The organism is Microvirga lotononidis, from assembly GCF_034627025.1.
Lineage (GTDB): Bacteria > Pseudomonadota > Alphaproteobacteria > Rhizobiales > Beijerinckiaceae > Microvirga > Microvirga lotononidis.
This window is the reverse complement of sequence record NZ_CP141048.1, coordinates 339293-352821: the sequence shown is the minus strand read 5'-3', so window position 1 is coordinate 352821 and position 13529 is coordinate 339293. Positions and strand designations below refer to the sequence as shown.

Here is a 13529-nt window from a genome sequence, read left to right as displayed (position 1 = left end):
GGTCATGAGGAGCGGAATGGATCAGGCAACCTCCCTCGCGGCGGTGGCGCTCAACGATGTTGCCATCACGTTCGGGCCTAAGGTCGGTGGTTACACGGCGGTCAGCGGCATCGACCTCTCGGTCCGTCCGGGCGAGTTCGTGGCGATCGTCGGACCCACGGGCTCTGGAAAGTCCACGATCCTCAATGCGGCTGCCGGCTTGCTGAAACCGTCGGCCGGTCAGGTCAAGATCTTCGGCACCGATCTGACCAGCCTCAATCTGCGCGCCGGCTACCTCTTCCAGCAGGATGCGCTGATGCCGTGGAAGACGGCTCTCGACAACGTGGCGGTCGCGCTCGAATCGAAAGGAGTGACGCGCGGGGAGGCTTCGCAGCGCGCGCGGGAGTGGCTCGGACGTGTCGGTCTCTCGGCCTTCGTCGATCGGTATCCGCACATGCTCTCCGGCGGGCAGCGCAAGCGCGTGGCCTTGGCGCAGGTCCTGATCCGCGATCCCGAGATCCTTTTGATGGATGAGCCGTTCGGTCCGCTGGACGCACAGACGCGGCAGATCATGGGCAATCTGCTCTTGAGCTTGTGGGCGGCGGATCGCAAGGCGGTGATGTTCGTCACGCACGATCTCGAGGAGGCCATCGCCCTGGCCGATCGCGTGGTTCTGATGTCGGCGGGGCCCGCCGCGCGGATCATCGGCGACTTCGCAGTGTCGCTGCCTCGCCCGCGCGATATCGCGGAGGTGCGCATGGAGCCGACCTTCCACCACATTCACAAGGAGATCTGGGCGAGCCTGCGGGTCGAAGTCCAGAAAGCCTACAGCCAAGGGGAGGGAGCGTGATGCCGCGCCTGAAACTGACCGTCCTGCAGATCGGCGTGGGTTTGGTCTTCCTTCTGCTGTGGCACGTGCTGACCGTCTATCCGCTTTCGGGAACGCCCAAGCAGATCCAATTCTTCTTCTCGACGCCTCTCGATGTGCTGAAACGGTGCTGGACGCTCTTCGCCAGCGGCGAGATCTGGGGCCATCTCTGGATCACGTTGGTCGAAACCATTCTGGCTTTTCTGATCGGCGCGGGCGGCGGCATCATCTTCGGCTTCCTGTTCGCCAGGAAGGAACTGCTGGCCGCCGTCTTCGATCCTTACATCAAGGCCGCGAATGCGCTGCCGCGCGTGGTGCTCGCCCCGATCTTCGCCCTGTGGTTCGGCCTCGGCATCTGGTCGAAAGTGGCGCTCGGCTTCACGTTGGTGTTCTTCATCGTATTCTTCAACGTGTATCAAGGCGTCCGCGAAGTGTCGCCCGTCGTGCTCGCCAATGCGCGGATGCTCGGCATGAACGAACGTCAGCTGCTCCGGCACGTCTATTGGCCCTCGGCGCTGACCTGGGTGTTCTCATCACTTCACACGTCCGTAGGTTTTGCTCTCGTCGGCGCCGTCGTCGGCGAATATCTCGGATCGTCCGCCGGTCTCGGCTACAAGATCCATGAGGCCGAAAGCGTCTTCGACGTGACGGGCGTCTTCGCCGGCATGCTGATCCTGTCCGTCTTCGTCATCCTCATCGACATGCTCGTCACGAGGATCGAGAACAGCTTCCTCGTCTGGAGGCCGCAGACATCCTTGGCCGCACGGACATAGAATCGACAGAATCCATCAAAGCAGGGAGAAACGCCATGGAACGCCGTACATTCTTGAAGACAGCCGGAGCCTTGGGACTCTCGGCGGCTCTGGGCCCGAAGGCTTTCGCCCAGGGAGCCCCGGAAAAGACGAAGGTGACGCTCGGCGTCGGCGGCAAGCCGCTGCTCTATTACCTGCCGCTGACCATCGCCGAGCGCAAAGGCTTCTTCAAGGAGCAGGGCCTCGAGGTCGAGATCAACGATTTCGGCGGCGGCGCGAAGTCCCTGCAGGCTCTCATCGGCGGTTCCGTCGATGTGGTGACCGGGGCCTATGAGCACACCATCCGGATGCAGGCCAAGGGGCAGGACGTGGTGGCCGTCACGGAACTCGGCCGCTTTCCGGCGATCGTGATCGCGGTCAAGAAGGACAAGGCCGGACAGATCAAATCGGCCGCCGACTTCAAGGGTCTCAAGATCGGTGTGACCGCACCCGGTTCCTCGACAGCTCTCACCGCGCAATATGCCATGGTGAAGGCCGGCCTGAAGCCGTCGGATGCCGCCATCATCGGTGTGGGTTCCGGCGCCAGTGCGGTGGCGGCCATGCAGAAGGGCGAGATCGATGTGATCTCCCATCTCGATCCGGTCATCGCCAAGCTCGAAGCCGACGGGGACATTCAGATCCTGATCGACACACGCACGGAAGCGGGAACCCGCCAACTCTTCGGCGGCTCGAACCCGGCGGCGACCCTCTATACGAAGAAGGATTTCATCGAGAAGAACCCGCAGACCACGCAGCGTCTCGTCAATGCGTTCGTGAAAACGCTGAAGTGGCTTCAGACCGCAAAGCCCGAGGATATCGCCGCAACGGTGCCGGAGGAATATTACCTGGGCGACAAGCCGCTCTACCTCAAAGCCGTGCAGAATTCGCTCGAGAGCTACTCCCGTGACGGCATCATCCAGATGGCCGGTATGCAGAGCGTGCTCGACATGCTGCGTCAGCTCGATCCGGAGCTGAAGGACGCCAAGGTGGATCTCGCAGCGACCTTCAACGATCGCTTCGTGCGGCAGGCGGCGATCTAGATGGCCTGCAGCCGCGCCGGCACAATCTGCATCCGGTTTTCGTGGACGCACTCGTCATGGCCGGGCTTGTCCCGGCCATCCCGATTGTGTGAGGCGGTTGCGCTTCTCTGAGCTGGATGACCGGCACAAGGCCGGTGATGACGAAGGGAGAGGCAATTTGAGTCTCCTCCTAGGATGAGGGGGCGGCTGATGAGCCAGCCTCTCAGGTCCAAGAGGTTATGGGGAGCTGGACCTGCCCAAAGGGCATTACGTGCGTTCGGTTGACAGAAGGATCTCCGACGATACCTCATCCGATGCCGAAGAATCGGCATTCTCGTTTTCCGAAGGCTCCCGAACAGGTTTGGCCCGCATGTCCCGTCGCTTTGTCACCCTTGATGTCTTCACATCCCAGCGCTTTGCCGGGAATCCTCTCGCTGTCGTTCTGGAGGCCGAAGGCTTGGATACGGATGGAATGCAGGCCATCGCGAAGGAGTTCAATCTCTCCGAGACCGTCTTCGTTCTCCCTCCGTCCGAGCCGCGCCAGCGCGCCGATATCCGCATCTTCACCCCGGCCCGAGAGCTTCCCTTCGCCGGGCATCCCACTGTCGGGACGGCGGTCCTTTTGGCGCTGCTCGACCGGAACGGGCAGGCGGGTGCCGTCGCCTTCGGCCTGAAGGAGCAGGTCGGCATCGTTCCCTGCGCGGTCGAGATTGAGAATGCGGCAGGCGGCACGGCGCGCTTCCGCCTGCCGCGCCTGCCCTTCGTCTGGGGCGAGGGCAAGGAGAGCGCCGATTGCGCCTGGGCGCTCGGCCTCGACCCGAAGGAGATCGGCTTCGGCCAGCATGTCCCGAGCCGCCATTCGGCCGGTGTGGCCTACGATCTCGTCCCTGTCTCGTCCCTGGAGGCCCTGGTGCGCTCCAAGCCCCATGGGGAAGCCTTCGACAAGGCGTTCGGCGACAGCGATCATCCGTCCGCCTATGTCTATGCCCGCGTGCCCGGCGCCGAGGGTCTCAGGTTCCGCGCCCGCATGTACGGGCCGGGCATGGGCATTGCCGAGGATCCGGCCACCGGCTCCGCCGCCGCGGCTTTCGCCGGCGCCCTCATGCAATGCGAACCCCTGGGCGACGGCGAGCACAACATCGTCATTGAGCAGGGCGTCGAAATGGGACGCCCGAGTGAGATCATGCTTCAGATGATCATCAAGAGCGGCGCCCTCGTTTCAGCGGAAATCGGGGGGCAGGCCGTGATGGTGAGCCGCGGCGAGATCCTGTCGTGAACGGGGAGGCCCGGATCCGGCGCGTCACCCGCGTCGAGGCGTTCTGCCGCCCGTTCGACTGGGAATGGCCCAAACGGAACCGAGATTTCATCGCCGAGAACTGGAAGCGCCGCACGGCGGGCAAGCCGCAGATGTTCAACGGGCGGGTGCTGCTGCTCCAGGATGTCCAGTTCGAACAGGATCTGTGCCGAAACATCTATTTCGAGGTCGATTACGCCGATTTCCTCGGGTGGATCGACAAGGACTATCCCGATCCCGCCATCGCCAACGGTTTCGCCATGGGGGCGCTGCGCGGCTCCGACGGGGCTTTCATCTGCGGGGTCATGGGAAACGGCACGACCAATGCGGGCCGGATCTATTTCGCCGCAGGCACGCCGGATCCGAACGATCTGAGGCCCGACGGCACGGTCGATCTCGCCACCAGCCTCACGCGGGAGCTGGCCGAGGAAACGGGCCTTGCGGAGGGCGACTACCACGTGGACGACGAGTGGATCATCGTCCAGCGCTGGCCGACCATCGCGCTCCTGCGGATGGTGACGCTGCCGGTGCCGGCCGAGGAGGCCGCGGCGAGGATCCGCGCCGCCATCACCGCCCAGGAGGAACCGGAATTGCAGGACGTGCGGGTTGTTCGCGGGGCCGAGGATATCGACCCGGAACGGATGCCGCTTTTCCTGCAATCCTTCTTCGGCTGGGTGTTCGATCAGCGATAGCCGTGGCGGGACTTGGTCGCATGAACGATGCGCACGGCTTCTGCGTCGCGTCCGCCGGCACAGGCGGATTCCGCCGGCCCGAGCTCCCGCTCGACTTGATTGTAAACCGACTGGTTCACGTGCCCCATGGCAAGGTCGTTGCTCATCACGGCACGGTACCGGTCGATCTCGCCCTTGCAGCCTGACCCTTCCGGCATGCGGAAGCCCGACGAGGTGACGCTTGTCCCTGTCGGGGAAGGGGTGGAGGCGGTTTGGTTGCAGGCAGCGAGCGGCAATGCCAGCAATCCCGTCAGGCACAGGGAACGGATCGCAAGTCTCATGAAACACTCCTGGATCGAAGAGAGCGAGGGTAAAAGCCAAGCTTGATCCGATCTAGGGCGATTTGCCGGGAAACCAGTCCCGTCCCGCGCGGAGTCATAACCCATACAATAGTCGAGCCCCGGCTTTTCATTTGTTTCAACGGCTTGCCATCCTGGCGAAGCCCCATTACAAACAGGCCCGTTGTTCGCGGCTTCACGCCCGCGGCCGAGGAGGATTGGGCAGCGATGATCATCGGCTCCCACAGCGCATGGACGAACGGACCCGCTCCCGCGGCCGATCGCGCGCGTCTTCTTGGCCTCCTTCTCCTTAGCTGCCCCTGAGGGTCGGCTGGGCGTCGTCGCCTGGGCTCTCAGGGGTTCTGAAACAGCAGGAACAACCTTGAGCGCAAAAGGCCGCTCCCTCCGAGAAGGACTAAAATCATGACCGCTTCCGTATCCGGCTCCTCCAAGGACCGCGTTCTGATCTTCGACACGACCCTGCGCGACGGCGAGCAATGCCCCGGCGCGACCATGACCCTGGAGGAGAAGCTCGAGGTTGCGGAACTGCTCGACACCATGGGCGTCGACATCATCGAGGCGGGATTCCCCATTGCCTCCAACGGCGATTTCGAGGCCGTCTCGCTGATCGCCAAGCAGGTGAGGCGGGCCACCGTCGCCGGTCTCGCCCGAGCCATCTCGGCCGACATCGCCCGGGCCGGCGAAGCCGTGCGCCACGCGGCACGGCCCCGCATTCACACCTTCGTGTCGACCTCGCCGATCCATCTGGCGCACCAGATGCGCAAGTCGGAAGAGGAGGTCCTGGAAATCATTACCAAGACCGTGACCCAGGCGCGCAACCTGATCGAGGACATCGAGTGGTCCGCCATGGATGCCACCCGCACGCCCATCGACTACCTGTGCCGCTGCGTCGAGGCCGCCATCAGGGCCGGAGCAACCACCATCAACCTGCCCGACACGGTGGGCTATGCCACGCCGGACGAATACCGCGCCATGTTCCGGGCCGTCCGCGAGCGCGTGCCGAATGCCGATAAGGCCATCTTCTCGGCCCATTGCCATAACGATCTGGGGCTCGCGGTCGCCAACTCCCTGGCGGCGCTGGAGGGCGGCGCCCGGCAGATCGAATGCACCCTCAACGGCATCGGCGAGCGCGCGGGCAACGCGGCCCTCGAAGAGGTCGTGATGGCGATCCGCACTCGCGGCGACGTACTTCCCTATGAGACCGGGATCGAGGCCACCATGCTGACCCGTGCCTCGAAGCTGGCATCGGCCGCCACCTCCTTCCCGGTGCAGTACAACAAGGCCATCGTGGGCCGGAACGCCTTCGCCCACGAGAGCGGCATCCACCAGGACGGCATGCTGAAGAACGCTCAGACCTACGAGATCATGACGCCCGAAAGCGTCGGCGTCACGAAAACCTCCCTGGTCATGGGCAAGCATTCCGGCCGTGCGGCCTTCCGCAACAAGCTGGAGGAGCTGGGCTACAGCTTGGCCGATAACCAGTTCCAGGATGCCTTCGAGCGGTTCAAGGAGCTCGCCGACCGCAAGAAGCACGTCTATGACGAGGACATCGAGGCCCTGGTCGACCAGAACATCGCTACGGCCCATGACCGCATCAAGCTGGTTTCCCTCCACATCGTGGCTGGAACCCGCGGACCGCAGCGGGCCACCATGCGGCTCCAGGTCGACGACAAGATCGTCATCGAGGAGCAGGAGGGCAACGGTCCGGTGGACGCCACCTTCAACACCATCAAGGCGCTCGTGCCTCACGAGGCGGTGTTGGAACTCTATCAGGTCCATGCGGTGACGGAGGGCACGGACGCTCAGGCCGAGGTTTCGGTGCGCCTCTCCGCCGACAACCGCAGCGTCACCTCGCGGGCGGCCGATCCGGACACCCTGGTCGCCTCGGCCCAGGCCTATCTGGGCGCCCTCAACAAGCTGATGAGCCGCGGCGCGCGCCTGCACGCCCAGCACGCGGCGGAGTAACACTCCTTCATCTCTTGCATCTCCGGCCCATGCCGGGGATGCACGGTTGCCCCACACGTCGATGACGAGCGGGACCTTGCGCGACGAGGGCAGGGGCGGAGGAGCCTACAGTAAAGCAAAGCTGTTCAATGCCGAGGGTTCGACCCTGTCGAACGTCGCTCAGCCGTCGCGCAGGTCAATCGGCCTGCGCCTTCGAACTCGAATTGTCTTGAAGAGATTGGTGGGTGTGCAAGGATTCGAACCTTGGACCCGCTGATTAAGAGTCAGCTGCTCTACCAACTGAGCTACACACCCGTCGCCGAAGCGCTCTTTCGCGGCGCGATGTCCGCTGAAGAGGCCGTGCGTGTAACAAACCGCTTGGCCCCTGTCTAGCCTGTTCGACGAGGTTTTTTGCATCCCCTTGCAGTTTTTGGCAGGGCGCGGTCGCAGGAGTACCTGTGACTTTTCATACCCTTCGCGGCCCCGGAGGAACGGTCAGGCTTTCCGATCATTGACATGGGTCGTGTCGAAGGCCGCGCGGACAGCGGCAAGTGGGAGGCTGGCCCTCATGAACGATGAGTCGAAGATCCAACCCTATTCCGGTCCCGCAGGTGGATGGGGATCCGTGAGATCCGTCGAGAGCATTCTGACGAAGGAGGGGCGGCTCGTCAGCGGCAACGCGATCCTGCTCAAGCAGAACAAGCCTGACGGTTATGCCTGCGTGAGCTGTGCCTGGGCCAAGCCGGCGAATCCGCATCCATTCGAATATTGCGAGAATGGCGCCAAGGCGACGGCATGGGAACTCACCACGAAACGGGTTACGCCCGAGTTTTTTGCCGAGCATACCGTCTCCGACCTCAGGACCTGGACCGATCACGACCTCGAGGAGGCCGGGCGCCTGACACATCCCATGCGCTTCGATGCCGGCTCGGATACCTATGTGCCGGTGAGCTGGGAAGATGCGTTCCATGAGATCGGCCAGGAGCTGAAGAGTTTCGATCCGCGCGAGGTTGTGTTCTACACCTCCGGCCGCGCCTCGCTCGAGACCTCCTATATGTGGGCGCTGTTCGCCCGGCTCTATGGCACCAACAATCTGCCGGACTCCTCTAACATGTGCCACGAGAGCACCTCGGTCGCTCTGCCGAAAAGCATCGGCGTTCCCGTGGGAACCGTGATCCTCGACGACTTCGAGAAGACGGATTGCATTCTGTTCTTCGGTCAGAATGTCGGCACCAGCAGCCCGCGCATGCTCCATCCGCTCCAGGATGCCTCGAAGCGGGGCGTCCCCATCATCACCTTCAACCCGATCAAGGAACGTGGTCTCGAGCGCTTCACCAACCCACAGGCGCCGACCGAGATGCTGACGGGTTCCGAAACCCGCATCTCGTCGCAATATCATCAGGTCAAGATCGGCGGCGACATCGCTGCGCTCATGGGAATGGCCAAGTCCCTGATCGAGGCCGACGACCGCGCCAGGGAGGCTGGCGGCAAGCCGATCCTCGATCATGCATTCATCGCCGAGCATACCCACGGCTTCGAGGAGTTTGCCCAAGCCGCTCGACAGGCCTCGTGGCCCGACCTGGAACGACGCTCCGGTTTGCCGCAGGAGGCCCTGGAAGCTGCTGCGACCGTGTATTCCCAGGCCAACGCCGCCATGGGCATCTACGGCATGGGGCTGACCCAGCACAAAGCCGGCGTCGAGAACGTCCAGATGCTCGTCAACCTGCTGCTGCTGCGCGGCAATATCGGCAAGCCCGGCGCCGGTATCTGTCCGGTGCGCGGCCATTCCAACGTGCAGGGACAGCGCACGGTCGGCATCTCGGAGAAGCCCGAGCTCGTGCCTCTCGACAAGCTCAAGGAGCAGTACAGCTTCGAGCCGCCGCGCTGGAAGGGCCTGTCGACGGTCGAGACCTGCGAAGCGATCATCAATGGCGATGTAAAGGCCTTCGTCGCTCTCGGTGGGAACTTCGTGCGAGCCGTGCCGGAGACGGCCGCCATGGAAGAGGCTTGGCCGCGCCTGCGCCTTTCCGTGCAGATCTCGACCAAGCTCAATCGCAATCACCTCATTCCCGGTGAGATTTCCTATATCTTGCCGTGCCTCGGGCGCATCGAGATCGACGAACAGGAAACGGGGCCCCAGGCTGTATCCGTCGAGGATTCGACGGCCTGCATTCACGGATCCAAGGGCATCGCCAAGCCGGCAAGTTCCGATCTTCTCTCCGAGCCGCGCATCGTCGCGGAAATCGCCAAGGCGACGCTGCCGGTAAACGACAATGTCCCCTGGGATGAATGGGTGGCCGATTATGCTCGCGTTCGAGATGCGATCGAGGAAACCTATCCGGAAGACTTCCGTGGCTTCAACGAGCGCATGTGGCAGCCGGGAGGTTTCCACCGCCCCATCGCGGCACGCGAGCGGCGATGGAAAACCGAAACGGGCAAGGCGAACTTCACGACACCCAAGAGTCTGGAGGCGGATCTCGGAATTGCCGAGCAGGATGCCAATATCCTCAAACTCATGACGTTGCGCTCCAACGATCAGTTCAACACGACGGTCTACGGTTACTACGACCGGTTCAGAGGCGTGCGCGGCACGCGCATGGTCCTCTTCATGAACAGAAATGACATTGCTCGCCTGAATCTGGCGGAAGGCGATCTCGTAACGCTGACGACCGCTGTCGACGACGGCGTGATGCGTCAGGTGAACGGCTTGCGCGTCACGCCCTACGACATTCCTGAAGGCTGCTGCGGGGCCTACTATCCAGAGTGCAATCCGCTGATCCCTGTCTGGCATCACGCGGATGAGAGCAAGGTTCCGGCAGCGAAATCCATTCCGATCCGGATCACCTTGATGCAGGAAAAGCAGCCGGAGGCAGCAGAATGAGGGGGCAGGCTCAGCCCTGCCATTCGCCCCGAACCCATTGACCTTCGAACGCCCTGAGGGAACGAAGCTCCGCCGAACCGATTGTGTCAACAGCGAAGCTTCACCTCAGGCGCATTGCCTGACTAGAAAAGGGTGCGCGGCACAGGCAATGGCGCAGCTCTTCACACCGGCGGCCACCACTCTGTTTCGGGTGATGATCGTGCTCACCGGCCTGGGCGTCGTCGCTGCGGGCGCGGCGGCTTATGTTTGGGCACGCTCCGGAAGCACCTGGAATGTGGGGAAACCCGCGTCGCAGCCGGTGCCATTCCGGCACGATCTCCACAGCGGATCGCTGGGCATCGATTGCCGCTATTGCCATCCGACCGTCGAGCGTGCGGCTGATGCGGGCATGCCGTCCGCCCAGACCTGCATGTCGTGCCATTCGCAGGTATGGATCGGTGCAAGCGTGCTGGAGCCCATCAGATCGAGCTTTCTCCTCGGACAGCCGATCGAATGGACTTCGGTCCATCGCCTGCCGGATTATGCCTATTTCAATCACGCCGTTCACGTGACCAAGGGAGTGGCCTGCGAGACCTGTCACGGCCGTGTGGACCAGATGCCGAAGACGGTGAAGACCCAGACCATGTCCATGGGGTGGTGCTTGGACTGCCATCGCGATCCGACGCCTCATCTTCGACCGCGCGAGGCCGTGTTCTCGATGGGATACGAGCCGCATGGCAAGGACCTGCCGGACGATGTGCGGGTGTTCTATCAGGAGGCGTCCCGGCGCCTCGTCAGCTGCAGCACATGCCACCGGTAGATGCGATGGGTGAGGAAGCGTTACTCGATCTCGACACCGTGAAGGCCCGCCTCGCGAAGGAGGCGGGCCCAAGGCTGTGGCGCAGTCTGGAAGAGCTGGCCGATCTTCCGGAAATCCGCCGTTACGTGGAAGCCGAGTTTCCAGATATCGCGCAGGCCTCCGCCATCGACCGGAGGACCTTGCTCAGGCTGATGGGCGCCTCTTTCGCCCTGGGAGGGCTCGCAGCCTGCAACGGCAGCGGCGCTGAAAGAAACGCTCCGCTCCTGTCCCAGAGCCGCAACATGCCGGGCTATACACCCGGTGTCCCGCTCACGATCGCCACGTCGCTGCCGTTGGACGGTTATGGCCGCGGCGTCCTCGTGAAGGCCCAGGAGGGACGGCCGATCAAGATCGAAGGCAATCCGCTGCATCCGGCGAGCCTCGGGGCAGCGGACGTGTTTGCCCAGGCCGAGATTCTATCCCTCTACGATCCGGACCGCTCCGATGCTCCGCTGCAGAACGGTTCGCCGCGAACGTGGGAGGATCTGACGAACTTCATCCGCCCCGTGCGCAACGAGCTCGTCGTCGGCGAGGGGCGGGGACTGCACATCCTGATGCCGCCGACCTCGTCGCCAACCTTGCTCCGGCTGATGGCACAGGCGCGGCAACTCTTTCCCTTGGCGCAATGGCACGTGTTCTCGCCGGTCGACGATGAGGGCAGGCGAAGCGCCGCGACGGCCACGTTCGGTAAGCATCTGGATCTCGTCTACGACCTGACCCAAGCGGACGTCGTCGTTACCGTGGGAGGCGATCTTTTCGCCGAGGAGGCGGGGCACCTGCGATACGCGGCCGAGTATCAGGCGCGGCGAAGGATGCAGGACCGGGCGCTGCCCCGTCTCACGGCCGTGGAGACGAGGCCCAGCCTCGTGGGAGCGCGCGCGGACGAGCGCATTGCTCTCCGGCCCAGGGATATCGAAGCCTTCGTGCAAGCGCTCGCCTCCGCCCTGGGAGCGGGTCCTGCGCCTGCCGATCCTCCGCATCCGTCCGTCTTGAAACTCGCGGACGACCTGCGCCGCGCGGGACCACGGGGTCTGGTCGTGGCAGGGCGTGAGCAGCCGGCCCGCATCCATGGGCTCGTCCACGCGATCAACGCCAATATTGGTGTATTCGGAACGACGGTCCGCGCCATCGAACCGGTCAGGGCGGTGGCGGGCGATGCGCGTACGCTGGCCGATCTCGCGACTGCCATCGAAGCGGATGAAGTCTCCCGTCTCCTCATCCTCGGCGGGAATCCGGTTTATACCGCGCCGGCCGATATCGATCTGGCGGCGCTCATCCGGCGGGTGCCCCTGTCGCTGCATCTGGGCCAGCATCGGGACGAGACGGCCATGGTATGCCATTGGCATGTGCCGGAAGCTCATCCCCTCGAGAGCTGGGGCGACCTGCGGGCCTTCGACGGCACGGTGGGCCTGCGGCAGCCCGCGACCGTGCCGCTCAAACCGGGATTGAGCCCCGAGGAATTCCTCGGCCTCATGGCGGGGCAAAACCTGGACGGGCAGGCGCTTGTGCAGGCCACGTGGCGCGAGGCCTGGGGGGACGGCGGCTTCGAGGAGCGCTGGGCCCGCTCTCTCGAAGACGGCGTGATCGAGGGATCGGCGTCGCCGGCGGTCGCGTTGACCGATCGGTTCGATGTGACGGCTGAAACGGCAGCTCCTACCAGGGCGGCTGGAATCGACGTGGTATTCGCTCCGGACCCATCCGTCTGGGACGGCTCCTATGCGAACAATGGGTGGCTCCAGGAGCTGCCGAAGCCCCTGACGAAGCAGGTCTGGGGCAATGCGGCCCTCATCGGACCGGAGACGGCGTCCGTGTTCGGATTGTCGTCGGGCGATGCGGTCGACCTGAATGTGGAGGGGCGGGTTATCCGTGCGCCGGTCTGGGTCATGCCGGGCCATGCGCCCGGTTCCGTGACCCTGACCCTCGGCTACGGCCGTCGGCAGGCCGGCAGGATCGGCAACGGCATCGGGTTCGATGCCTATGCGGTGCGTCCCTCCCGTCGGCCCTGGATCGCTTCGGGCGAGATCAGGAAGGCCGGTGAGAAGATCCCGGTGATCTCGACGCAGCAGCACCATTCGCTCCAGGGTCGCGACATCGTGCGTATGGTCGCATCCGACAAGGAAGCCGTCGAGACGGCGGAAGAGCAGCCCTCGCTCTATCCGGACTGGTCCTACGAGGGGCACGCCTGGGGCATGGCCATCGATCTCGATGCCTGCATCGGCTGCAACGCCTGCGTCATCGCATGCCAGTCCGAGAACAACATCGCGGTCGTCGGGCCGGAGGAGGTGGCCAGGGGACGGGAGATGCATTGGCTGCGGGTCGATCGCTACCATGCAGGGGATCCGGCCAATCCCGACACGTATTTCCAGCCCGTGCCCTGCATGCATTGCGAGAAGGCGCCCTGCGAGGTGGTCTGCCCGGTCAATGCGACGGTGCATTCGGCCGAGGGGCTCAACGACATGGTGTACAACCGCTGCATCGGCACGCGGACCTGCTCGAACAATTGCCCCTACAAGGTCCGGCGCTTCAACTTCCTCGATTACCAGGGCACGGACTACACCGCCTCGCCGGATGCCATGAACCCGCAGGTGACGGTTCGGGATCGCGGCGTCATGGAGAAATGCACCTATTGCGTCCAGCGCATCGGCGCGGCCCGCGCGGATGCGCGGATCGAGGACAGGCCTCTGCGCGACGGCGAGATCGTGACGGCCTGCCAGCAGGCCTGCCCGACGCAGGCCATCGTGTTCGGCGACGTGAACGATCCCGGCAGCGCCGTGAGCCGGCTCAAGGGAAGGCCTCGCAACTACGCCCTGCTCGGCACGCTGAACACGCGGCCGCGCACGACCTATCTCGCCCGCATCGAACCGTCCTCCGAGAACGGATAACCG

General features: G+C 64.0%; 10 protein-coding genes and 1 tRNA gene. 9 read left to right on the top strand and 2 right to left on the bottom strand.

Going from position 1 to position 13529, the window contains the following annotated elements:
* The first annotated feature begins 16 nt into the window (after positions 1 to 16).
* The 5 genes from U0023_RS01610 (at position 17) to U0023_RS01590 (ending at position 4643) form a co-directional block, all read left to right on the top strand.
* Entirely contained in the window at positions 17 to 829 is an 813-nt protein-coding gene (locus U0023_RS01610; RefSeq protein WP_009764107.1) for an ABC transporter ATP-binding protein, read from the top strand.
* On the top strand, positions 829 to 1620 hold the full coding sequence (locus tag U0023_RS01605) for an ABC transporter permease (protein ID WP_009764108.1): 792 nt from the start codon (positions 829 to 831) through the stop codon (positions 1618 to 1620). Before U0023_RS01610 ends, U0023_RS01605 begins: the two co-directional genes overlap by 1 nt.
* 35 nt (positions 1621 to 1655) lie before the next feature.
* Positions 1656 to 2678 (top strand): ABC transporter substrate-binding protein, encoded by a 1023-nt coding sequence (locus tag U0023_RS01600; protein WP_009764109.1) that lies wholly within the window; start codon positions 1656 to 1658, stop codon positions 2676 to 2678.
* Between the two features lie 349 nt (positions 2679 to 3027).
* Positions 3028 to 3933 carry a PhzF family phenazine biosynthesis protein gene (locus U0023_RS01595; protein WP_009764110.1) on the top strand — a complete coding sequence of 302 codons (906 nt, stop codon included), beginning with the start codon at positions 3028 to 3030 and terminating at the stop codon, positions 3931 to 3933.
* The gene (locus tag U0023_RS01590) at positions 3930 to 4643 is read left to right on the top strand and encodes a hypothetical protein (protein WP_009764111.1); all 714 of its coding nucleotides are present in this window, start codon (positions 3930 to 3932) and stop codon (positions 4641 to 4643) included. Before U0023_RS01595 ends, U0023_RS01590 begins: the two co-directional genes overlap by 4 nt.
* Here the strand turns inward: U0023_RS01590 and U0023_RS01585 are convergent.
* On the bottom strand, positions 4634 to 4963 hold the full coding sequence (locus U0023_RS01585; RefSeq protein ID WP_009764112.1) for a hypothetical protein: 330 nt from the start codon (positions 4961 to 4963) through the stop codon (positions 4634 to 4636). The genes U0023_RS01590 and U0023_RS01585 overlap by 10 nt on opposite strands.
* 420 nt (positions 4964 to 5383) lie before the next feature.
* Here U0023_RS01585 and U0023_RS01580 point away from each other — a divergent pair, with 420 nt between their 5' ends.
* Complete coding sequence (locus U0023_RS01580; protein WP_009764113.1) at positions 5384 to 6946, top strand: 2-isopropylmalate synthase; 1563 nt, start codon at positions 5384 to 5386, stop codon at positions 6944 to 6946.
* A 218-nt stretch (positions 6947 to 7164) separates the two neighbouring features.
* Here U0023_RS01580 and U0023_RS01575 read toward each other — a convergent pair.
* Positions 7165 to 7240: transfer RNA gene (locus tag U0023_RS01575), tRNA-Lys, on the bottom strand.
* A 253-nt stretch (positions 7241 to 7493) separates the two neighbouring features.
* Between U0023_RS01575 and U0023_RS01570 the strand changes: the two genes are divergently transcribed.
* From U0023_RS01570 to U0023_RS01560, 3 genes are all read left to right on the top strand, one after another.
* Complete coding sequence (locus U0023_RS01570) at positions 7494 to 9806, top strand: FdhF/YdeP family oxidoreductase (protein WP_009764114.1); 2313 nt, start codon at positions 7494 to 7496, stop codon at positions 9804 to 9806.
* A 148-nt stretch (positions 9807 to 9954) separates the two neighbouring features.
* Entirely contained in the window at positions 9955 to 10605 is a 651-nt protein-coding gene (locus U0023_RS01565) for a cytochrome c3 family protein (RefSeq protein WP_009764115.1), read from the top strand.
* On the top strand, positions 10593 to 13526 hold the full coding sequence (locus U0023_RS01560; protein WP_052600608.1) for a TAT-variant-translocated molybdopterin oxidoreductase: 2934 nt from the start codon (positions 10593 to 10595) through the stop codon (positions 13524 to 13526). Before U0023_RS01565 ends, U0023_RS01560 begins: the two co-directional genes overlap by 13 nt.
* Positions 13527 to 13529: the final 3 nt, after the last annotated feature.